We start from the raw sequence: 20,699 nt of genomic DNA on the forward strand, positions 1-20,699 counted from the left end.
GTTCATCCCCGATGTGGCCGCGGCCGGCTCGTTCTCGTGCTACTCCCCCGCCGCCATCACCATCCTGACGCTGTCGTCGACGAGGCGCTCGGCACGCTCCCGGGACACGGCCCCATCGATATAGGTGAAATTCCACGAGAGTTGACCCTGGCTGGTGGTCACCGAGGATCCGAAGTAGCCGACCACCGAGATCCCGCCCACGAACTGCGCCCCGGAGAGCCGCCAGGCGCCGAGTTCAGCGGGAAATTCGAATCGCCCGATGTTGGACACGAAGAAGTTGAAGGGCCCGTGTTCCTCGAAGTGCCGGACGAAGGGCTCGCAGTCGGCGACGCCGGCCGGCCCCTGGGCGGCGAGCAGGCTGAACACCTCATACTGTTCGCCGAGCTTCTTGCGCGCGGTGATGTCGTCCTTGATGAACCGAGCCATCGACCAGAGGTCGTCGGGCTGATAGCGCACCACTGAGTGCAACGCCGACACGAAGCAGCCGACCTCGTCCTCGGACACCGCACGGCGAAGCTCGTCCCGGAGAGCGACCGGGGAGCCGACCGCGAAGTGTGCGGGTGGCGCGGCTCCGGCGTCGCGGGCCACCGCACAGGCCATCGCCGCGGCCAGCACACCGTGCAAGGTGGCCCCTTCCCGCTTGCACGCGAGCGTGAGCCCTTCCAGCACGTCGCTTCCAAGGGACCGGTGCAGCATCCGCGTCCGCCGCTGGTCGAAGGGCACGAATCGCTCCGGCTCCAGCCGGCCCACGTCGTCCGTGGCCGCCGCGGTGTCTGCCCCGTCGGCCGCCTGCTCGTCGGACAGCGCGTGGGACGCCACGCGAAAGCGTTCCGGGAAGAGGGCTTCGAACGGCTCCGGAACGGGGCCGCGCGCGACGGCGGTCCGGCCGGGCGCCGGCGGCGCGGCGGCGAGCCGTACCCACTGGCGCAGCAGGGAGAGTGCGGTCGTCCCGTCCGCGATGCAGTGCGGGACGGTGAGGATGAGGTCGTGGATCTGCTCCGGCCCGCTGATGAAGACGGCGCGGGCCAGCGGGCCGGACCTCCAGTCAAGGGGATCCGTCAGCTCGTGGCCGTCCACTTCACTCGCCCATCGCGAGTCCTCGGAGCCGGTCAGGTGCACCTCGCGCAGCGGAATCGGCAGGTCCGTCGGCACGAACCGCGGCCCGCCACCCGACCGTTCCGGCGACGTGTCCGCTATGGCCGTCCGCAACTGCGGATGCCGGTCCTGCAGCGCGCCGAGTGCGGTGCGCAGTACCTGGGCCGAGAGCTCGCCCTCGATACGGACACGGGCGCAGACGTTGAGCGTGGAGAGCTGATCGATGATCCAGTACCAGCGTTCACCCGGGCTCAACTCGCGCGACGTGGTGACGCGCCCACCGGCGTCATTTTCCGTCAGGGCACTCGATGCATTCATGGCAGACACTCCCCATCACTCTTCGCACGTCCGATGCCGGATCGGATAGTCGCAGGAGGCTAGCAACGCGTCATTGAATATCGATCGAGTAGCCGGTGACCCATGTCATACGGGCGATTGACCTGCGCATTGTGGTCAGTGGTTAGTCATTCCCAAGTGAACTCTGGTGGCATTTTCGTTCCGCGCTCAAGTCAGTCTCGATCCGGCGTCGAGTCAGCCAGGATCCGGACCCGAGTCAGCCAGGAGGAACGTCACCGTGACCGACACGACGCTCAGTCAGATCTCTCTCCCGCTCTTTCCCATCGACCCGTTGGGCACCGACCGTCATGGTGAGGCGGCCCGGATGCGTGACCTCGGCCCGGTCGTCCGCGCCGTGCTTCCTGGTGGCGTCCGCATGTGGGTGGTCACCGACTACGCGCTGCTCGCCGAGCTCACCGCCGACCCGCGGGTGGGGCGGGACTGGCGCAACTGGGAGGCCCTGCGCCGTGGCGAGATCCCCGACGACTGGCCGCTGCTCGGCATGATCCGGCTGAACAACATGATGGCCCGCGACGGCGCGGAGCACCGGCGGCTGCGCCGCCCGTTGACCCGCGCCTTCACCCGGGCCCGGGTCGAGCGCATGGGACCGCGCATCGACCAGATCGTGGCCACGATGCTGGACGACCTGCCCCACCAGGCCGCGCCGGACGGCACGGTCGACCTGCGGCGGCACTACGCCTACCCGTTCCCCATGCAGGTGATATGCGAACTCATAGGCGTGCCCGAGGCGTGGTGGTCGCGGTTCCGCGCGCTCATCGACACCGTCATACGCGCCGACACGACCGCCGAGCAGTTCCTCGCCACGCAGCAGGAACGGCACGAACTGTTCCAGCGCCTCTTCGCCATGCGTCGCGCCGAGCCGGCGGACGACCTGACCAGCGCGCTGATCGCCCCCGTCGACGACGAGGCCGATGCCGAGTACACCGACGAAGAACTCGAAGACACGCTGTGGACGCTCATCGGCGCCGGTCACGAGACCTCGATCAGTCTGATCGTCAACGCCACGCGCGCCCTGCTGAGCCACCCGGACCAGTTGGCGATGGTCCGCGACGGCGACACCGCTGTCTGGAGCGAGGTCATCGAGGAGACCCTGCGCTGGGACTCCCCGGTGGGAAACTTCCCGGCCCGGTTTCCGACCGAGGACATCACGGTGGCCGGCGTCACCATCCCCAAGGGGGACGCCATCCTCGCTCCCTGGAGCGGCGTCAACCGTGACCCGCGACAGTACGGCGAGACCGCCGACCAGTTCGACATCACGCGGCCGGTCAAGCGGCACATGGCGTTCGGCAGTGGGCCGCACGTCTGCATCGGACCTGCCCTGGCCCGGTTCGAGGCGATGGCCGCGCTGCCCCCGCTGTTCGCCCGCTACCCCGAACTCCGGCTCGCCGTCGATCCCGCCGAACTGACCGCGGTGCCGTCGATCTTCTCCAACTCCGTCACGGGCCTGCCCGTACACCTCGGCCCGGAGAAGCGCTGAAGCCCTTCCCCGGGCGGGACGTGACCTAGGCTCGCCCGGCTCCCCCGGGGGCGGCCGGCGGGATGTTGTGATTGAGCCGGAAGATGTTCCCCGGGTCGTAGGCCGCCTTGATCTCGGTGAGGCGCTGGTAGTCCTCGGGGTCGTACGCGGAGCGCACGTACTCGGTGTCCCGCTCGCCGTTCAAGAAGGTCAGGGCCCGGCCTCCGGTGCTCCAGGGTGCGATCGCCTCGAGAAGGCGCTCGTGCGCGGGCTGGATGTCGGTGATGTCGGCACGTTCCAGCCGCGAAACCACGTTCAGCAAGTAGTGCGCGTCGCGGTTGCCGACCGCGTTCGCGACGTCGGCCGGGCGGGCGAGCCGGCCGCCGAGGTGACGCAGTTCGACGACGTGCGGTACCGGCGCGTGCGGTCCGACCAGGTCCAGGACGGCGCGGACCGCGTCGGCGTCGAGCTCGCCCAGCAGAGTTGTGGCCGACTCGAAGGTGCCCGGCACGGGCGGGTCGTTGTGGATCGTCCCGACCTCGGTGTAGGGCAGTTCACGGACGGTGTCGTTGAAGGGGTCGAGTGCCCGCAGCGGCGCCACCAGGTCCTTGCCGACGCTGAGGTCGTCCGCCGAGTAGGCGATGCGGACGTGGACGACATGGCGACCGCGCAGCGGCGGCGGGAGCACCGGCACGTCGGGGAAGGAGATCACCGCGACCGAGGAGGTCATCTCATCGGGCATGCCGGCCGACCACTGCACATACGTGTCAAGGACCTCGCGGGCCGACGCGAAGTCGAAGAACAGGCCACCGCCATAGAGCGTCGGGACCGGCATGAGGTCGATCTCGATTCCGGTGACCACACCGAAGTTGTCCCGGCCGCCGCGGAGCGCCCAGAAGAGGTCCGGGTCCGACGTCGCCGTGACCTGCCGCAGCCGTCCGTCCGCCGTGACGACGTCGATGCTGCGCACGTGGTCGGCGGCGTATCCGTAACGCCGCGAAAGCAGTCCGAGGCCGCCGCCGAGGGTGTACGACACCACGCCGACCCCCGGGGCCGAGCCCGCCAGCGGTGCCAGCCCGGCCGGCGCCGCCTCGTGGATCACCTGATCCCAGCGCACCCCGGCCGCCACCCACGCGGTGCCCGCTTCCGCGTTCACGCGGACGCCGGTCATCCGGGACGTGTTGATGAGGACTCCGCCCTCCGCGGCGACGGCCGCCAGCGCGTGCCCGGTGCCCTGCACCGCCACCGGAAGCCCGTGGCGGACGGCGAACTGCACCGCCTGCTGCACATCAGCGGGGCCGACCGCGCCCACCAGGATCGCGGGCCGATGCGAACGCGCGGTCTGGTTCCCTGCGCGCTCCGCGTCGTACTGCTCGTCCTCCGGAGTCAGCACCGGCCCCATCACCCGCTTGCCTAAGGCTTCGATGGCCTCGCCGCCGAAGCTGGTGGCCTTGCGATTCTCCTCGCCCGAAGTGCTCATGACTCTTCCCTTCACAACCGGTGTCGCGCCGTGTCTCGCGGTCGAGTTGCCGATGCCGCTAGAGTTAGTCAAGCAACCGTACTACTTTTTAGTCAAGCCCCCTGACGACTTGGCTGTGTCAGAAAGGTGGCCCGAGATGACCACGCGACCGGAGAAGCCGGGCGAGCGCCAGGTGCCGCTGCCCACGCTGCTCGCGCAGGCCAAGGACCTCACCATCGAGCAGCTCCACCGGCGGCTGCACGAGGAGGGGTTCGATGGGGTCCGGTTCCGGCACGGCTCCGTCTTCCGGTTCGTCGACCCGGAGGGCTCACGGCTCACCGTGCTCGCCGAACGCTCCGGGTTCAGCAAGCAGGCCATCGCCGAAGTGGTCGACGAGCTCGAGCGGTTCGGCTACGTCGAACGGACCGCGGACCCGGGCGATCGCCGGGCCAAGCTCATCCGGCTGACCGAGCGGGGCCAGGCGGGCCAGCTCGCCGCCGCCCGGATCCTCGGGGACATGGAGCGGATGTGGGCTCGGCACTTCGGCCGGGACGGGATCGACATGCTGCGGCGGATGCTGGAGGAGATCATCGCGCGCCGGGACGAGTAGCGGCCGTCGCCAGCCCGTTCACAACCGACGCGATGGAGCCCAAGCCCGCGCCAAGCCGATCGCAAGCGCGATGGGCAAGGGTATGGAGGTGTCGAACTCCGAGCCGACTCCTCAGAAGGTGGACTCCACGGATATGCCAACGCTATGCAAACCGTCGGTGGATGTGCCGGAATACGTCATCACCATGGAAGAAACCCTGAAGTTCGCCGAAGAGACCCACCACGGGAAGCCACAGCTGCCACTGGCGCTTCGGTTGATCAGGAACACGGGTGTGCAAAAACGGCACGTCGTGCAGCCGATCGAGAAGACGCTCCGCCATCCCGGCCTCGAGGAGCGCAACCGGATATTCGAGGTCGAATCCAAGAAGAGGTGCCCGAGGGTCATCGAAGAGGCCCTGGCAAACGCCCGGCTGACCGCCCGGGACATCGACGCGATCATCTTCGTGTCCTGCACCGGGTTCCTGATGCCGTCGATGACGGCATGGCTGATCAACAACATGGGGTTCCGCACCGACACCCGGCAGATACCCATCGCCCAGCTGGGCTGTGCCGCCGGCGGCGCCGCGATCAACCGGGCCCACGACTTCTGCACCGCCTACCCGCAGAGCAACGTTCTGATCGTCTCCTGCGAACTGTGCTCGCTGTGTTACCAGCCCGACGACGACGGTATCGGCTCGCTGTTGTCCGACGGGCTGTTCGGCGACGCGGTGGCGGCCGCCGTGGTGCGCGGGAGCGGCGGCACCGGGGTGTCGCTGGAACGCAATGCCTCGTACATCATCCCGGACACCGAGAACTGGATCTCCTACGCCGTGCGGTCCACCGGCTTCCACTTCCAGCTGGACCGCCGGGTGCCCGGGACGATGAAGCCGCTCGCTCCGGTGCTGCGTGAACTCGCGATGAGCCATGGCTGGGACATCAGCGGCCTGGATTTCTACATCATCCACGCCGGCGGCCCGCGCATCCTCGCCGATCTGAGCACGTTCCTGGGTGTCGATCTCCACATGTTCCGGCACAGCTGGGCGACGCTCACGGAATACGGGAACATCGCCAGCGCGGTCGTACTCGACGCGCTGCGCAGGCTGTTCGAGGAAGACACGATGACCCCGAACGCCACCGGTGTGATCGCAGGTTTCGGCCCCGGCATCACCGCCGAAATGGCCGTCGGCAGCTGGCGCGTGGAGGCGCCGGCGATCACCGCGGACCTTCGCCGGCAGGCCGTGCCGGCATCCCTGTGAGGAGAAGGACAAGATGACGGGCAACCTGCCTTCCCCCGGCCGCATCCTGGAGATCGCCAGCGGCTACTGGGCCACCGGCCTCCTCGGTGTGGCGACGGAGCACTCGCTGTTCACACTGATCCACGGCGGGCTGGACACCGCCGGCCGACTGGCCGCGAAAACCGGCATGGCCGAGCGCGGTGTGCAGACCCTCCTCGACGGGCTCGTCGGCCTGGGGCTGCTCCAGACGCACGACGGCACCTACCGCAACACCCCGGAAGCCGAGCTGTACCTGGTCGAGGGGCAGCCCACCGACATCAGCGGCTTCGCGCAGCTCAAGCTGGCCGAGATGGACAAACTGGCGGGCCGGCTCGAGGTGTTCCGCGCCGGGGGCCCGCTGGCGGACCCGATGGTGGAGGTGGCCGACAACCCCCACTGGGAGAAGGTCGTCACCGCCATCGCGGGCCTGTCGGTCACCGCCGCACAAACCGCCGCCGACGTGCTGGGCCTGGCCGAGCGCGAAGACCTCTCGATCCTCGACGTGGGCGGCGGGTCGGGCATCTTCTCGTCCGTCTGGCTCCGGCTCAACCCCGCCGCCCGCGCGACGCAGCTCGACTGGGGACCCATCAACGCCATCGCCCGCCGGCTGCTCGCGCAGCACTCCCTGACCGACCGGTTCACGTGCCTGGACGGCGACTTCCACACCGCCCAACTCGACACCGCCGCCTACGACGTGGCCGTGTACTCACACGTCGCCCACCAGGAAGGACCCGAGGACAACGTGGCGGTCTTCGCCAAGCTCCGCGACGCCCTCAAACCCGGTGGCGCCCTCGTCGTCTGCGACTACGTCGTCGAGGACGACCGCAGCGGCCCCTCCTTCCCGCTCCTCTTCGCCTCGGAAATGCTGCTCAAGAGCAACAAAGGCGGAACATGGCGCCGCGCCGACTACGCCGCCTGGCTGGCCGAAGCCGGCTTCGAGAAGGTGTCCTTCCACCCCACCGCCTCCCCCGCCACACTCGTCATCGCCCGCTAGCCGGCCACCACGGCACCACAGCCCGGCCGCTGCCAGACCCGCCGCCACCGCCGCAGGCGCCGCCGTCCCCGATCACCGCGAACCCGGTCACAACACCGCGGTTTCCCGCGCCTCGCGGCGTCGGTCGCCGGCGCTTCCTGAAGGCGGTCCTTCGCCGCCGGCATCGTCGCCGGCACCCGCGCCGTCACGCACTCCACGTGATGCGTCCGGGCACACATGCCGGCAGGGACCGAGGCTCCGGGCGCCCGGCCGGAGCGTGAGGATCGTCCGGCAGAGCTCGCGGGCGACGTGGCGTTCGAGCCTGTGCACGACCGCCTCGGCACGGATACGCCGGGACACCCGCACCCGCGCCTGCATCGAACGGCGCGTCAGCGAAGGCACGACACGACGCGAAGCCATCGAGCATCTTCCACCCTCAACTCGTGGCGGTGTGATGGAGAGTCAGGACGGCCTGAACGCGGTGATGCGAGTGGTGCCGCAGCACAGCTTGCACAGCAGACGCCACCGCTCGAGCGTGGCCATCGCCCGTCGAACGACGCACCGGATCCTGGCCTGCGTCGTGCTGCGGCGCCGCCACCGCCGAAGGGTGGACAAGCACCCACAGCTCCCGCGCAAAGGCGCGGACCTCGGCCGTGACCCCCTCCACCAGGAGCTTCACCGCTCCCCGGCACCGGCCTCAACCCCCGGCCGGCTGGAAAGTCCTCCCTCTCCAACGGGGCTTGCGACGCCGCTCTTCACGTCCCGGACACTGCACGGCAAGGGTCTCCGTATACGGTGCCCGGCGCAATCACCGGCGGCCGGAAACAGCCGGCCGAACCTCCGGCGAACGGGAAACGCATCAGCCGCAATCCGCCGCCGGGAGCGGCCACGAGCCTTCTCAGCCAGGGGATTTCGTCACGGGTGAGCACCGTCATCGCATTACCTCCCCAAAAGGCGGCCGTGGCCACCGGGGCCATGAGACGTGTCCCGCACAGGTGCGCACACCACATGGCCCGTACGAGAACGCGTGGCTCGATCTCGACCCACCCACTGGCTCTATTCGGCCTTTACCAATCCGGAGGACACTTGAAGACCACTCAACTGTCTTTCCAAAATGCCAGGTTCGGGTTGCAGGCCGCCGGGCATCCGGGTTGGATCAACGGTATGCCCTTGCGCCGATCTCTTCTGTCCTTGCGCATCATCGCCGCATTCCAGTCGATTCTGATGCTCGTCCAGGTCGCCTTGGCCGGAGGCTTTCTCGGCGGCCATTTCGACATGCTGGCGATCCACGGAACGCTCGGCCGTGTCATCGCCGTGGTCGCCCTCCTGATGGCCGTCGCCGCCTTCTTCGTACGCCGCTTCGGAGGGCCCAGATCGCTTCTCCCCGCATCGGTCGTCCTGCTCCTGGCGCTCGTGGTCCAGATAGGTCTCGGCCTCGGCCGCAGCGTCGCCTCCCACGTCCTGCTCGGCGTCGTCCTCGTCTCCGCCGTCGCGGTGCTGTCCCAGCGCGTGATGACCACCCCGCTGCCCGTCAAGAGCCCGGCCGTCCCCGCCCCGGACGAGACCGTACAGCCGGAGCCGGCCAAGTGAGGCGGCGCACGCTCCTGGGCGCCGGCGGGGCGGTGCTCGGCGCCGGCGCCCTGACCGCGGCCGGCTGGCCGGTGCTGAGCCGCTACGTGCGCGAGGGCCGCCCCGGCAAGATGCTCACCAGCCAGGCCGAACTGCCGGCCGCCTTCCGCACGCCCCTGCCGATCCCCCGGGTGCTGGAACCGGTGTCGACGAGCGGCACCACGGACAGTTACGAAATCACCCAGCAGCACGCAGAGTTGGAGATCCTGCCCGGACTGCGCACCACGGCATGGACGTACGGCGGCACCTTCCCGGGGCCGACGATCGTCTCGCGCTCGGGACGCCGCACCGTGGTGCGCCACCGCAACGAACTCGACCGCCCCGCCGTGGTCCACCTGCACGGCGGCCACACCCCGGCGGCCAGCGACGGCTACCCGACCTCCCTGATCCTGCCCGCCGACGGCTCCTACGACGCACACCGCGTCCACCAGGACATGAGCGGCGGACCGCACGGCCCGGCCATGGGCCACGGCGCGATGGACCTCACCGGGGGAACGCGCACCTACACGTACCCCTTCGATCAGCGCGCCGCGACACTCTGGTACCACGACCACCGCATGAGCTACACGGGCGCGGCCGTCTGGATGGGTCTCGCCGGATTCCACCTCGTGCACGACGACGAGGAGGAGCGGCTGCCGCTGCCCCGCGGCGACCGGGACATCCCGCTCATGATCACGGACCGCTCGTTCGCCACGGACGGTTCGTTCCAATACCCCTGGCTGGACTCCGAGTTGCACACCCCGGGCGTCACGGACGCCTATATGAATGGCGTGCTCGGTGACGTCATCCTGGTCAACGGCGCCCCCTGGCCGGTGCACGAGACAAAGCGGCTGCGCTACCGGCTGCGCTTCCTCAATGCCTCCAACGCCCGCCTGTACAAACTGGAGTTGGACCCGCAGCCCGAGGGCGGCGGTGGCTTCGTCCAGATCGGCAGCGACGGCGGACTGCTGGACGCGCCCCGCCACCACGACGCGCTGGAGATCGCCCCGGCCGAACGCTTCGACGTCGTGGTCGACTTCTCCCGCTACCGGCCGGGCACCGAGGTACGCCTGCTCAACCGCTTCGGAGACGGCTCGACGGCCCAGGTCATGCGCTTCAACATCGGCTCCGGCTCCCCCCGCGACGACACCAGGGTGCCGCAGAAGCTGAGCGATGTGCCCCGGCTCGACCCGGGCCGAGCCGCAGTCACCCGCGACTTCCACTTCCGCGGCTCCAGCGCGGGCTGGACGATCAACGGCAAGGAGTACGAGCCGGGACGCGCACTGGCCCGCCCCAAACTCGGCCAGGTGGAGATCTGGCGGTTCACCACGAACTTCCACCACCCCGTCCATCTGCACCTGGACCACTTCCAGGTGCTTTCGCGCAACAACCGCGCCATCGGGACGTTCGACCACGGCTGGAAGGACACCGTGGACCTGCGCCCGGCCGAGGCCGTCGAGGTGGTCACCCGGTTCACGCACTACCCCGGCACCTTCATGATCCACTGCCACAACCTGGAACACGAGGACATGGCCATGATGGGCGACTTCATCACCGAGTAGTAACACCCCCGCCACCGGCAGGCGCCCCCGGACATGTCCAACATGTCCGGGGCCACAGGAACACACTCCCGACGCGGCGGCCGCCCTTCCCGCGCGGCACGGGCCGGCTGCCGCAGCTCGGAGCACGCCGCCGGCACCGAGGGGACGGTCTCCCAGTAGGGGTGCCACCACAGCCGTCCTGGCAGGAGCAGCGGGCAGCGGCGCGGGGCGGTGGTGTCGCGGGGGGGGGGCGGCGAGCGCGTCGTAGACAGTGTTCAGGCGTGCTGCGTCTGCACCAGGTCGTCGGGGGTCGCCCGGTTCTTGGGTTCAGCGGCCTGGGGGCGGGGGCGATCCACTGAGGTGGTGCCGGTGGTGACCAATGGGATGGGGTGTGAGGTGCGGCCGGTGAGAAGGAGTGCGTTCGATGACCAGGAGGGCGGCGTCGTCGGCGAGGTGGCCGCCGGCGTGGGCGAGCAGATCGCGGTGGATGTGGTGCAGCAGAGCATCGGGGTTGGTGGTGGGGAAGGAGGCGACTCGTTCGGCGAGCGGGTAGAACGCTCGGGACGGTGAGCGGGCTTCGATGACACCGTCGGTGTAGAGGACGAGCATGTCACCGCCTTCGAAGGTGAAGGGGTCGATGCGGCCGTCCTCGATCGGTCGTTCGCACACGCCCAGCGGAGGCAGGGGCTGTCGGGCGTGCAGGACCGTGACCCGCTGATCGTGCACCAGCAGAGGCGGGGGATGTCCGCAGTTGATCATCTCGGCGGCCGGCAGGCCGTCGTCGGGGATCTCCAGGACGAGGCACGTGATGAAGTGCTCGCCGGGGTCGTGCTCGGTGTCCGTCACGTCCTCCAGGTTCCGGCAGACGCTGTCTTCGAGTGCTGTTACCAGCCCGGGGAGGGTGGCATGCCGGTGAGCGCCCTCACGGAATGCCCCCAGCACCAGCGAGGCCTCACCGATGGCGGCCAGCCCATGGCCCCGGACATCGCCGATGACCACCCTGGTCGCGGCATGCGCGGCGCGGGCGACCGCAAACAGATCACCCCCGATCTCGGTCTCGTCCTCCGCGGACATGTAGAGCCATGCCACCTGCAACGGCCCGATCCGGCGTGGTGGAGGCCGAAGCAGAACCCGCTGAGCCGTCTCCGCCACGGAGCGTGCCCGGCTCAGCGCCCGGTCGCGCCGCTCCCGCACACACCGCATGAAAAACACCAAGGCGGAGAGCGCGGTCAGCGCGATGATCTGCGCCACGTGGTTGGGCGTGGTCAGTCCGCCGAGGAAGACAGCGATCAGCACCTGGACCGCCACTGCCAGGACCCCGGCGAGAGCGGTGAGCCGTGGCCCGGCGAGGGAAGCGGTCAGAGCGGGCGCGACGACCAGCAGGGGGCCCAGATCGACATCGCGCCCCCCTTATGCTCCATCGATAGCGCACCCCCGGCCAGCCGACGAGCACGGGTCGGGTCTTCTCTCAGCCTTCCTGCGGCGGCCTCAATCTGTCCGTCCGCTCTAGCCCTGCCATGACTTCCGATTTCGGAAGTACGGCTCCAGCACGCGCCAGTCGAAGAGACGGGTACGTCCAGCCTTCAAGGCCTGGTCCAAGGGGAGGGGCCGGTCCGAGTCGATCTCGGCGACATGCAGGAGCTCGGCGGGCAGATAGGCCAGGAAGGGGGTGGCAACGCTCAGCACGCTGTGGAGCAGCGGTTCGGGAAGCCGGCGCCTGATCGGGACCAGGAGCGGGGCGACCGCGCCGCCCACCAGAATTCCACCAGGGTAGGACTGGGCGAAGGTAATCGCCGTGCCTGTCCAGGAGAAAGGCCGCTCGTCGGTGGCGACATCTACGGCCGCCGCCAGCAGGACTGTACGGCGAACACCCGCTGGCTCAGCCCCCCGCCCGGGGGCAGTAGCTAGCAGAACGCACCGGAGATGGGCGATAAGAACCGTTGATTAATCCTCGATGAACGTGACCATCTCCTCGAGTGGCGCCCGGCTCGTACGGGCGTAATCCACCGTGACGTCCTCGAACCCGATCGACATGCCGCAGAAGAGGATGAGCTCGTCCGGGGGTGAGAGGACCTCCGCGACGGTCTTGCGATACACCGACCACGCCATCTGCGGGCAACTGTGCAGCCCTTCGGCGCGCAGCAGCAGCATGACGGTCTGCAGATACATGCCGACGTCGGACCATTGGGGCCGCCCCAGGTCGCGGTCGATGTAGCAGAACAGGGCGGCGGGCGCGCCGAAACAGTCCCAGTTCGCGGAAGCGGCCCGCTGGCGCGCCTCCCAGTCCTCGCGCCCAATACCGAGTGCGCTGTAGCGCTCATGACCGAAGGCGGATCGGCGCTCGCGGTACGGGGACTTAAGTGCGGGCGGGTACATCTCATACTCCCGCTCGTCCCAGGGGTCGCATGAGGCCACGCGTTCGCCGGCACGCCTCTTGAGCTCGGCCAGCGGCCGGCCGGTCAGCACGTAGGTGCGCCACGGCTGGAGATTTGACCCGGACGGCGCCCAAGCCGCGGCGGACAGCACACGTTCCAGCACCTCCCTCGGCACATGTCGGTCGGTGAACCCGCGCACCGCCCGTCGGCTCGCGACCGCCTCATAGACGTCCAAGGTCATCCACCTGCCTCACCTGCTCCACGTGTCCGCTTATGGACAATCGGGAACCTTAAAATGCGACAAAGTAGCACTCTCAGTACGCGAAGCTGTTCTCCCAGTGCGAAGCTGTGCGCAGCGGGCACGGAACCCGTCTGTCCCCGCAACCCACGACTCGACCTGCTCAACCGTCAGCGATTCATCGCACCGTCACAACCAACGGGCGAGTCCGGTGCCCAGCGCGGTTGATGCCCTGGCTGCGTGAGGCCGCACAGACCACGCCTGGCCCCTGTAGGGAGTACGTGGCATCACCCACGACAGGCTAAGGGCTGGGTTCTGTGCGCTCTGCGTGCTGGAGGGGGCGCGAGCGAGTCAGGAGAGCCAGTCGGCGTAGCGGGTGGGGGCGAGGTGAGCGTCCTTGTCGGTGAGGACGTCCCCTTTGACGGCGGCGAACATACCGGCGGTGGGGTCGGTGACGACGGTGCGGTTGTCGCCCTTGTGGGAGAGGGTGATCCGGCCCAGCTCGTCCAGGGTGAAGATCTCGGGGCCTGCGATGTTGCGCCTGCCGTTCAGCGGAGCGCCCGCGGCGACCTCCGTCACCGCGCTGGCCAGCGCGGTGACGACGGATAGCGGCATCGAAGGATCGTCGCAGATGCTGCGCCGGCCAGTCCTACGATCTGGGAACTTCCAGGTCAGGCCCCAGAATCGTGTTTCCGAGCGGGACAGGCGTACGTCAACGGGTTCACGCAATGTGGATGAGCACCTGGCCGTGGACTCTCAGCCCGCACCGCCTTGCCCAGGCCTAGGTGGCTCGGCCCGTGGTCGGCCCCGCAGAACACGCACTTACAGTCTGCGGATCGATGCGGGGTGAGGGACGGTTCGGGCCGTATAGAAGGATGGCTGGAGTCGGCCGGTCAGCGCCAGGAAGGCGACGAACGCGCCTGTGACGAACCATCCTGGCCATCCGGCCATGCTCATGTGCAGGGGATCCAGTGCTGCCTTGGAATCGGCGAACTCCGTGACCATGGCGACACTCACCGAACTCACGAACGCATGGCCGATGACGGCGGGTACGACCGAGCCGGAACGCAGACGCAGCCATGTGAAGACTGGCAGGATGAGGAGGCAACTCACCAGCATGGCGGGCACCGACACATACCAGGGCCGACCTGGGTATTGGCCGCCCATCAGCAACGTGGGCAGGTGCCACAGGGCGAAGGCCGCGCCGGTAATTGCGTACGCCCGTATCAGGCTCCGGCGGTCACCGTCCTGTGCGAGGCGCGGAAAAAGGTAGCCCTGCCAGCCCAGTTCCTCGCCGAAGAACAGCGGAAGCGACACCAGCATGTTCAGCACCGCTGCGGCCGCCCACGAGCCGAGCCCGTTCCAGTGCACTCCATCGAACGGGTAGCGGCCGGCGAAGGTGCCGATGACAAGAGCAGCCGTGGTGAGGCCAGCGGGGACGACGAAAGCCATCAGGCACGCCCGTGCAGCACGCCCCCAGGGCTTCGTCCAGCGCAGGGCGAGCGTGTCTCGCACCCGGCCGCTGCGCTCGACCCAGCGGACGACGAGGATTGCGGCGAGGGCAGGCGCCAACATCGCGGCCGCGATGCACACCTGCTCCAGTGCACCAGTCTCCTCGCGTGCGTCACCGCGCTGGTAACCACTGGCCAGGAGTGGTGACATGGCCGCCCACATGCCGATGTAAGCGACACCGAGGAAGATGAACAGACCACGTCGCCGGTTGACGAGCGGTAAGTGCCTGGTTGAAAGCGTCATGACGTGAAACCTACGGATCGGCGCAGCAGCGAGGAATCCAGCTGGAGCGCATATCGACAGTGGAGCTGACTCCCCTTCCTGCAGGGAGACCTCTCCACCCATCGAAGACAGTCAGCGGTTGACTTCGAGATTCGTCAGGACCAGCAGAGCGCGCAGGAGGTGGGTGGCACGAACGGGGTCGGTGCGGAGTTTAGTGAGGGCCCGCCAGTTCTTGAGGTGGGCGAAGCCGTGTCCGGCTGGCACGCATCCGGTGGCAAGAACGCGGTTGGCGTCCTTCTGGCCGGACGTGAGCTTGTGGGCGCGGGTCGCGGTGAAGCCGGTAACGATCACGGGGTCACGTACGTCGTTGTCCAGGCCGCGGAAGCCGAGGGCCCCGAGGCCGGCGGCGCGCAGGTGGGCCAGGACGTGGTCGTGGCGGGCGGCGGTGATGTCGTGCGTGCGCCACGAACTCGCGGCTGTTGAAGACGGCGAAGTTGTTGAAATCTGCGACATGAAGCCGCGAGGCATCCTGTGGGTCACGAGAGATGATCACTCCTGGACGGCTGCCCAGAGGCACGGTCAGGCGCCGGAAATTATGGAATCCCGTCTGGATGCCGTGATCGAAGAAGGCGGCAGGTGTGCCTGGCGGCGGCGTTCCCACGACACCCGATAAGCAAGCCGGCTGCCCTGGTCATGGCCAAGGGTGATCCGCGGCAGGCGGCAGCGATCGGGCATGACGCCCTGGACGAGGTCGGCCGGCTCACCTCCCGTCGAGCAGCTGACGACCTGCGGCAGCTCGGGCACTTCGCAGCCAAAGCGCCGTCTTCCACGCTTCCGAGCGTGGCCGGCTCCCGGCGCCGCCCGCCGTCGGTTCATTGTTCGCCATGGGTGAGGCCTCCTCCAGTAGGCGGGCTGGGTCAGGAGAGCCAGTCCGTGTAGTGCGTCGGGGCGATACAGGCGTCGCCCATGGTGGTGAGAACGTCGCCGCTGACAGCGGCGAACATGCCGGCGGTGACGACGCTGCGACCGTCGGGACGGGCGTTAAGGGTGATCCGTCCGAGGTCGTCGAGGAGGAAGACGTCGGGCCCGCCGACGTTGAGAGTGCCGTTCAGGGGGTACCCGCGGCGACTTCGGCGTCGGGGACGTCCTGGGCGGCGATCGGCTGGATCGGGGTGGCGGGCAGACGGACGACGTCACCCTCAGTGGTCCACGAACAGGACCGCGGCGACGAACTCCAGCGGCACGGCCTCGTGCCCTGCCGCGTTCAGCTTCTTCACCACCTGCGATCCGATCAGGCCCGTACCGCCGACCACTGCGAACTGGGTCATGCCCCCAGCCTGCGACGGCTTGGTGTGCGGCGCACGCGGGCCGTGCCCGGCAAGTCGGCGCCCCCGTGATGTACCTGTGCTGCTGAGCTCTGAGGCGGCACACCAGGTGGTGCTCTGGCTCGGCAGCGCTCTGCCACCGTCAGGTCACCCAGGCCGCACGGGCCGTAGCAGCCGAAGCGGTCCGGCTCGATCGAACATACGATGGTCTGGAGCGTGCTCGGGCAGCTCGTCGTGCCGGCCGTCGGAAGCGCGTAGGGCGGAGGAGTATGGCACAGGCCACCGACGCAACGCGGACCGTCATCCTGACAGTGGACGACGACCCGGGAGTCTCCCGCGCCATCGCCCGCGACCTGCGGCGCCACTACGGCGGCGGCTACCGGATCGTACGCGCCGAGTCCGGCGAATCCGCGCTGGAGGCGCTGCGCGAGCTGAAGCTGCGCGGCGACCTGGTGGCCGTGATCCTCGCCGACTACCGGATGCCGCAGATGAACGGTATCGAGTTCCTCGAACAGGCCCTCGGCGTGTACCCGGGGGCGCGGCGCGTGCTGCTGACCGCCTACGCCGACACCGACGCTGCCATCGACGCGATCAACGTCGTCGACCTCGACCACTATCTCCTCAAGCCTTGGGACCCGCCCGAGGAGAAGCTCTACCCGGTCCTGGACGATCTCCTCACGGCCTGGCGGTCCAGCGACTACCGGCCGGTCCCCACCACGAAGGTGGTCGGGCACCGCTGGTCCGCCCCCTCCTCGCGGGCGCGCGAATTCCTCGCCCGCAACCAGGTGCCGTACCGCTGGTACTCCTCCGACGAACCGGAGGGACAGAGGCTTCTGGCGGCGGCCGGGGCCGACGGCCGACGGCTCCCCCTGGTGATCACGCCGGACGGTACCGCGCTGATCGAGCCGGAGTCGACCGAACTGGCCGCCCACGTGGGGCTCGCGACCACGCCGACCGCCGCCTTCTACGACCTCGTCATCATCGGCGGCGGCCCGGCCGGACTCGGCTCGGCGGTGTACGGGGCCTCCGAGGGGCTGCGGACCGTACTGGTCGAGCGGTCGGCGACCGGCGGACAGGCCGGCCAGAGTTCCCGCATCGAGAACTACCTCGGCTTCCCGGACGGCGTGTCCGGTGCGCAGCTGACCGATCGTGCCCGCCGCCAGGCGAGCCGCTTCGGTGCCGAGATCCTCACCGCTCGCGAGGTCACGGGGCTGGAGGTGAACGGTCCGGCGCGCGTCGTGCGCTTCTCCGACGGCTCAGCGGTCGCCGCGCACAGCGTCATCCTGGCGACCGGCGTGTCGTACCGGCAGCTGGGGGCGCCGGGATGCGACGAGCTGACCGGCTGCGGGGTGTACTACGGCTCGTCCCTCACCGAGGCGTCGTCCTGTGAGGGCCAGGACGTGTACGTCGTCGGCGGCGCGAATTCCGCCGGGCAGGCGGCGGTGTTCCTGGCTCGGGGCGCGAAGTCGGTGACCATGCTGGTGCGCGGGGAGTCCCTGACAGCGTCGATGTCGTACTACCTGATCCAGCAGATCGACGAGGCCCCGAACATCACCGTGCGGCCCCGGACCGTCGTCGAGGAGGCGCACGGCGAGAAGCACCTGGAACGGCTGATTTTGCGGGATACCGTGACCGGCGCCACCGAAGTCGTCGATGCCCAGTGGATGTTCGTCTTCATCGGTGCCGCCCCGCTGACCGACTGGCTCGATGGCACTGTGCTGCGCGACGAGAACGGCTTCATCCTCGCCGGACCGGATTTGACGCCGGACGGGCGCCCCCCTGCCGAATGGGCACTGGACCGGCCGCCCTACTACCTGGAGACCAGCGTCCCGGGTGTGTTCGTGGCGGGCGACGCGCGCGCCCGGTCCGCGAAGCGCGTCGCGTCCGCCGTAGGAGAGGGAGCCATGGCCGTGATACTCGTCCACCGCTTCCTGGAGCAGTCATGAGCGCACAGGTCATGGCCTGCGACCCGCACGAGATCGGCTCGCTGTTCCTTTTCGAGAAGCTCTCCCCGGAGCAGCTCGGACGGCTGTGCTCCGAGGGACGGATGGAACGGTTCGAACCCGGCCCGGTGTACACCGAGGGCGACCCGGCGACCTGCTTCTACGTGATGGTCGAGGGAACCGTCGTACTGTCCCGCCGGGTCGGCGGCGACGATGTGGAGGTCAGCCGGACCTCGCAGCGCGGCGTGTACGCGGGGGCCATGCAGGCGTATCTGGGCGACCAGGTCCCGCAGACGTACATCAACTCCATGCGGGTGACCGAACCCACCCGGTTCTTCGTACTGCCCGCACAGTCGTTCGCGGACGTCATGCGGGAGTGGTTCCCGATGCCGACGCACCTGCTGGAGGGGCTCTTCTTCGGCTCCAAGAACACCCAGCGGGCCATTGGCCAGCGGGAACACCTGCTGGCGCTCGGATCGTTGTCCGCCGGACTCACCCACGAGCTCAACAATCCGGCCGCGGCCGCCGTCCGCGCCACCGCGGCGCTGCGTGAGCGGGTCGGCAGGATGCGGAACAAACTGGCGGTCATCGCCCAGGGCCGCTACTCCCGAGTGGCACTCGCCGAGCTCATCGAGATCCAGGAACGCACCGCCGAACGCGTCGCCAAGGCACCAACGCTGACCCCTCTGGAGGCGTCCGACCGAGAGGACGAGCTCGCCGACTGGCTGGAGGATCACGGCATCCCGGAGGGCTGGCGGATCGCGCCGGCCTTCGTCCAGGCCGGGCTGGACACTGACTGGCTGGACCAGGTCGCGGCGACCGTGGGCGAAGGCATCCTGCCGGGGGCGATCGGCTGGCTCAACTACACGGTCGAGACCGAGCTGCTGATGGACGAGATCGACGACTCCACCACCCGCATCTCCCGCCTGGTGGACGCGGCCAAGCAGTACGCGCAGCTCGACCGCGCCCCTCACCGGGACGTCGACGTCCACGAACTCCTCGACAGCACGCTGCTGATGCTGTCCGGCAAGATCGGCCCTCGGGTGAGGGTGGTCAAGGACTACGACCGTTCCCTCCCCGAAATACCCGCCTACCCGGCGGAACTCAACCAAGTGTGGACCAACCTCATCGACAACGCGGTGGCCGCCATCGGCAGCACGGGCCACGACGGCACCCTGACGGTCCGCACGGCCAGGGAGGGCGACCGACTGCTCGTGGAGTTCCGTGACACCGGCCCCGGTGTCCCCGAGGACATCCGCAGCCGCATCTTCGACCCCTTCTTCACCACCAAGTCCGTCGGGGAGGGCACCGGCCTCGGCCTCGACATCTGCTGGCGGATCGTCGTCAACAAACACCACGGCAGCCTCCAGGTCGAGTCCATACCGGGCGACACACGATTCCAGGTGCTGCTGCCGCTGACCGCCCCCGAGACCGAAACCACAACCACCGAGGAGTCCGTATGACCGACATCGACGGCATCGCGGCGAGCGTCCCGCCCAGCACTACCGGCTGCGCGGACTGCGACGCAGTGGGGGGCTGGTGGTTCCACCTCCGGCGCTGCGCGCAGTGCGGCCACATCGGCTGCTGCGACTCGTCACCGGCCCAGCACGCCACCGCCCACTGGAAGTCCTCTGGGCATCCCGTGGTACAGAGCTTCGAGCCGGGTGAGGAGTGGTACTGGAACTACGCCACGGACGTCCTGTACGAGTCCGGACCCGAACTGGCCCCGCCGACCAGCCACCCGGCCGCCCAGCCGACCCCGGGACCGGCCGACCGTGTCCCGCAGAACTGGCCGGACCTTCTCCATCCCTGAGAACCAGCGGCGGGATGACCAAGATAGGCATATATACGCACATCTGCGGCTTGAACAAGGGTGCAGACCCTATCGGTCACCCAACAGCCCGCCCGCAGCGCAACACTCTCCAGCTAGAGCGTGTGAGGTCGCGGCGGCCAGGAGTGGCGGCGGGTGCGGTAGGCGGCGGTGAAGCTCCGGGCTGCTGCTGGGTCGGCACTGGGGGTGTGGGCGGCCGCCATACCGGGTGGGGGCGGCGGCCGCGGGTGGGATCGGCTCCTGGTTCGAGTCAGTCAGCCCGGAGCAGGGTGTGCAGCTCGGTGGTGTCGATGATGTGGGCCCGTGAGGGAAAGACATGGTGGAGCAGGACGTTGTGGACTTCGGTGTCTGGGTCGGCGACGCCGTCGGACAGGACGTAGAGCTGGTAGTCGCGGTCGGCCGCGTCGATGACGGTGGACAGGACGGCGCCGCTGGTGCTGATGCCGGAGACGACCAGAGTGGTGATGCCGCGCTCGCGTAGCTGCTGGTCGAGGTCGGTGGTGGACATGCCGCCGTAGCGGATTTTGCGCACGACGATGTCGCCGTCCTGAGGAGCCAGGCGCTCATGGATGGCAGCGGCGGGGTCCTCGTGGTGCATGACGCGGTGTTGGGCCAGCGGGGCGAAGGGCTTGTTGGAGGCCGGGATCGCGTCCCAGTCGGCATCGGTGAAGCCGACGCGTACGTAGGCGATGGTGCCGCCATTTGCGCGAACGTCGGCGATGGCCCCTTCCACACGACCGAGCAGGGCGTTGCGGTCCTCGCCTTCGGGCACAAAGGCCAGGATCGCGGGCTGGTAGTCCATGACGAGAAGCGCGGTGTGGGTGGGGTCAAGCGCGGGGGCAGTGTTCACGCGAGTGTTCTCCTTAACCGGTGGTGTGCCAGGTCGACGCGGACGCGCACCG

Annotated in this window: 18 protein-coding genes and 3 pseudogenes; 9 read left to right on the forward strand and 12 right to left on the reverse strand. The window is 68.8% G+C overall.

Annotated elements, in window-relative coordinates:
• Positions 1–39 precede the first annotated feature (39 nt).
• Entirely contained in the window at positions 40–1,413 is a 1,374-nt protein-coding gene (locus ACFU8Q_RS10865; protein WP_384450929.1) for a condensation domain-containing protein, read from the reverse strand.
• 256 nt (positions 1,414–1,669) lie between these two features.
• On the opposite strand from ACFU8Q_RS10865, the gene ACFU8Q_RS10870 reads away from it, so the two are divergent.
• The gene (locus tag ACFU8Q_RS10870; RefSeq protein ID WP_384450932.1) at positions 1,670–2,929 is read left to right on the forward strand and encodes a cytochrome P450; all 1,260 of its coding nucleotides are present in this window, start codon (positions 1,670–1,672) and stop codon (positions 2,927–2,929) included.
• 25 nt (positions 2,930–2,954) lie between these two features.
• Here the strand turns inward: ACFU8Q_RS10870 and ACFU8Q_RS10875 are convergent, their stop codons facing one another.
• On the reverse strand, positions 2,955–4,388 hold the full coding sequence (locus ACFU8Q_RS10875) for an FAD-binding oxidoreductase (protein WP_384450935.1): 1,434 nt from the start codon (positions 4,386–4,388) through the stop codon (positions 2,955–2,957).
• A 136-nt stretch (positions 4,389–4,524) separates the two neighbouring features.
• Between ACFU8Q_RS10875 and ACFU8Q_RS10880 the strand changes: the two genes are divergently transcribed.
• The 3 genes from ACFU8Q_RS10880 to ACFU8Q_RS10890 all read left to right on the forward strand — a co-directional run bounded on the left by ACFU8Q_RS10880 (position 4,525) and on the right by ACFU8Q_RS10890 (position 7,223).
• Positions 4,525–4,977: a MarR family winged helix-turn-helix transcriptional regulator gene (locus ACFU8Q_RS10880; RefSeq protein WP_384450938.1), complete on the forward strand. Its 453-nt coding sequence runs from the start codon at positions 4,525–4,527 to the stop codon at positions 4,975–4,977.
• 184 nt (positions 4,978–5,161) lie between these two features.
• Positions 5,162–6,211, forward strand: a complete 1,050-nt coding sequence (locus ACFU8Q_RS10885; protein ID WP_384450941.1) for a type III polyketide synthase — start codon at positions 5,162–5,164, stop codon at positions 6,209–6,211.
• Positions 6,212–6,224: 13 nt separating this feature from the next.
• Positions 6,225–7,223 carry a class I SAM-dependent methyltransferase gene (locus tag ACFU8Q_RS10890; protein ID WP_384450944.1) on the forward strand — a complete coding sequence of 333 codons (999 nt, stop codon included), beginning with the start codon at positions 6,225–6,227 and terminating at the stop codon, positions 7,221–7,223.
• A 415-nt stretch (positions 7,224–7,638) separates the two neighbouring features.
• Here ACFU8Q_RS10890 and ACFU8Q_RS10895 read toward each other — a convergent pair.
• Positions 7,639–7,781: pseudogene (locus ACFU8Q_RS10895) on the reverse strand (IS5/IS1182 family transposase); the annotation flags it as partial.
• A gap of 591 nt (positions 7,782–8,372) precedes the next feature.
• Between ACFU8Q_RS10895 and ACFU8Q_RS10900 the strand changes: the two are divergent.
• Together ACFU8Q_RS10900 and ACFU8Q_RS10905 are read left to right on the forward strand one after the other, a co-directional pair.
• Positions 8,373–8,792, forward strand: coding sequence for a hypothetical protein (locus ACFU8Q_RS10900; protein ID WP_384450947.1), 420 nt, complete (start codon positions 8,373–8,375; stop codon positions 8,790–8,792).
• On the forward strand, positions 8,789–10,372 hold the full coding sequence (locus ACFU8Q_RS10905; RefSeq protein ID WP_384450950.1) for a multicopper oxidase family protein: 1,584 nt from the start codon (positions 8,789–8,791) through the stop codon (positions 10,370–10,372). The genes ACFU8Q_RS10900 and ACFU8Q_RS10905 overlap by 4 nt, the downstream gene beginning before the upstream one ends.
• Before the next feature lie 306 nt (positions 10,373–10,678).
• Here ACFU8Q_RS10905 and ACFU8Q_RS10910 read toward each other — a convergent pair whose 3' ends face one another.
• The 8 genes and pseudogenes from ACFU8Q_RS10910 to ACFU8Q_RS10945 all read right to left on the reverse strand — a co-directional run bounded on the left by ACFU8Q_RS10910 (position 10,679) and on the right by ACFU8Q_RS10945 (position 16,026).
• A complete protein-coding gene (locus ACFU8Q_RS10910) occupies positions 10,679–11,659 on the reverse strand; it encodes a PP2C family protein-serine/threonine phosphatase (RefSeq protein ID WP_384450953.1) in 981 nt (326 codons plus the stop codon).
• Between the two features lie 198 nt (positions 11,660–11,857).
• Positions 11,858–12,106, reverse strand: coding sequence for a hypothetical protein (locus ACFU8Q_RS10915; RefSeq protein ID WP_384450955.1), 249 nt, complete (start codon positions 12,104–12,106; stop codon positions 11,858–11,860).
• A gap of 189 nt (positions 12,107–12,295) precedes the next feature.
• A complete protein-coding gene (locus ACFU8Q_RS10920; RefSeq protein ID WP_384451022.1) occupies positions 12,296–12,961 on the reverse strand; it encodes a nitroreductase in 666 nt (221 codons plus the stop codon).
• A 354-nt stretch (positions 12,962–13,315) separates the two neighbouring features.
• Positions 13,316–13,555: pseudogene (locus ACFU8Q_RS10925) on the reverse strand (LysR family transcriptional regulator); the annotation flags it as partial.
• 231 nt (positions 13,556–13,786) lie between these two features.
• Positions 13,787–14,821: a CPBP family intramembrane glutamic endopeptidase gene (locus ACFU8Q_RS10930; protein WP_384450958.1), complete on the reverse strand. Its 1,035-nt coding sequence runs from the start codon at positions 14,819–14,821 to the stop codon at positions 13,787–13,789.
• A 9-nt stretch (positions 14,822–14,830) separates the two neighbouring features.
• A complete protein-coding gene (locus ACFU8Q_RS10935) occupies positions 14,831–15,211 on the reverse strand; it encodes a hypothetical protein (RefSeq protein WP_384450961.1) in 381 nt (126 codons plus the stop codon).
• Positions 15,212–15,615: 404 nt separating this feature from the next.
• Positions 15,616–15,911: pseudogene (locus ACFU8Q_RS10940) on the reverse strand (LysR family transcriptional regulator); the annotation flags it as partial.
• A complete protein-coding gene (locus ACFU8Q_RS10945; RefSeq protein ID WP_384450962.1) occupies positions 15,898–16,026 on the reverse strand; it encodes an NAD-dependent epimerase/dehydratase family protein in 129 nt (42 codons plus the stop codon). The gene ACFU8Q_RS10945 and the pseudogene ACFU8Q_RS10940, both read right to left, overlap by 14 nt.
• A gap of 266 nt (positions 16,027–16,292) precedes the next feature.
• Here ACFU8Q_RS10945 and ACFU8Q_RS10950 point away from each other — a divergent pair, with 266 nt between their 5' ends.
• From ACFU8Q_RS10950 to ACFU8Q_RS10960, 3 genes are read left to right on the forward strand one after another with little or no spacing between them, the layout of a single operon-like run.
• Complete coding sequence (locus tag ACFU8Q_RS10950; RefSeq protein ID WP_384450965.1) at positions 16,293–17,969, forward strand: FAD-dependent oxidoreductase; 1,677 nt, start codon at positions 16,293–16,295, stop codon at positions 17,967–17,969.
• Positions 17,966–19,429, forward strand: coding sequence for an ATP-binding protein (locus tag ACFU8Q_RS10955; protein WP_384450967.1), 1,464 nt, complete (start codon positions 17,966–17,968; stop codon positions 19,427–19,429). The genes ACFU8Q_RS10950 and ACFU8Q_RS10955 overlap by 4 nt, the downstream gene beginning before the upstream one ends.
• Complete coding sequence (locus tag ACFU8Q_RS10960) at positions 19,426–19,779, forward strand: UBP-type zinc finger domain-containing protein (protein ID WP_266751264.1); 354 nt, start codon at positions 19,426–19,428, stop codon at positions 19,777–19,779. The genes ACFU8Q_RS10955 and ACFU8Q_RS10960 overlap by 4 nt, the downstream gene beginning before the upstream one ends.
• Positions 19,780–20,047: 268 nt before the next feature.
• Here ACFU8Q_RS10960 and ACFU8Q_RS10965 read toward each other — a convergent pair whose 3' ends face one another.
• Complete coding sequence (locus tag ACFU8Q_RS10965; RefSeq protein ID WP_384450970.1) at positions 20,048–20,647, reverse strand: cysteine hydrolase family protein; 600 nt, start codon at positions 20,645–20,647, stop codon at positions 20,048–20,050.
• Positions 20,648–20,699: the final 52 nt, after the last annotated feature.

The sequence above is a fragment of the Streptomyces sp. NPDC057543 genome, assembly GCF_042801895.1.
Taxonomy (GTDB): domain Bacteria; phylum Actinomycetota; class Actinomycetes; order Streptomycetales; family Streptomycetaceae; genus Streptomyces.

Bases quoted from the DNA above. Each gene is read 5' to 3' on its own strand.
- ACFU8Q_RS10865 (WP_384450929.1), bottom strand. From the start codon at position 1,413: ATGAATGCATCGAGTGCCCTGACGGAAAATGACGCCGGTGGGCGCGTC.
- ACFU8Q_RS10875 (WP_384450935.1), bottom strand. From the start codon at position 4,388: ATGAGCACTTCGGGCGAGGAGAATCGCAAGGCCACCAGCTTCGGCGGC.
- ACFU8Q_RS10880 (WP_384450938.1), top strand. From the start codon at position 4,525: ATGACCACGCGACCGGAGAAGCCGGGCGAGCGCCAGGTGCCGCTGCCC.
- ACFU8Q_RS10885 (WP_384450941.1), top strand. From the start codon at position 5,162: ATGGAAGAAACCCTGAAGTTCGCCGAAGAGACCCACCACGGGAAGCCA.
- ACFU8Q_RS10890 (WP_384450944.1), top strand. From the start codon at position 6,225: ATGACGGGCAACCTGCCTTCCCCCGGCCGCATCCTGGAGATCGCCAGC.
- ACFU8Q_RS10930 (WP_384450958.1), bottom strand. From the start codon at position 14,821: ATGGGTGGAGAGGTCTCCCTGCAGGAAGGGGAGTCAGCTCCACTGTCG.
- ACFU8Q_RS10935 (WP_384450961.1), bottom strand. From the start codon at position 15,211: ATGTCGCAGATTTCAACAACTTCGCCGTCTTCAACAGCCGCGAGTTCG.
- ACFU8Q_RS10945 (WP_384450962.1), bottom strand. From the start codon at position 16,026: ATGACCCAGTTCGCAGTGGTCGGCGGTACGGGCCTGATCGGATCGCAG.
- ACFU8Q_RS10950 (WP_384450965.1), top strand. From the start codon at position 16,293: ATGGCACAGGCCACCGACGCAACGCGGACCGTCATCCTGACAGTGGAC.
- ACFU8Q_RS10955 (WP_384450967.1), top strand. From the start codon at position 17,966: ATGAGCGCACAGGTCATGGCCTGCGACCCGCACGAGATCGGCTCGCTG.
- ACFU8Q_RS10960 (WP_266751264.1), top strand. From the start codon at position 19,426: ATGACCGACATCGACGGCATCGCGGCGAGCGTCCCGCCCAGCACTACC.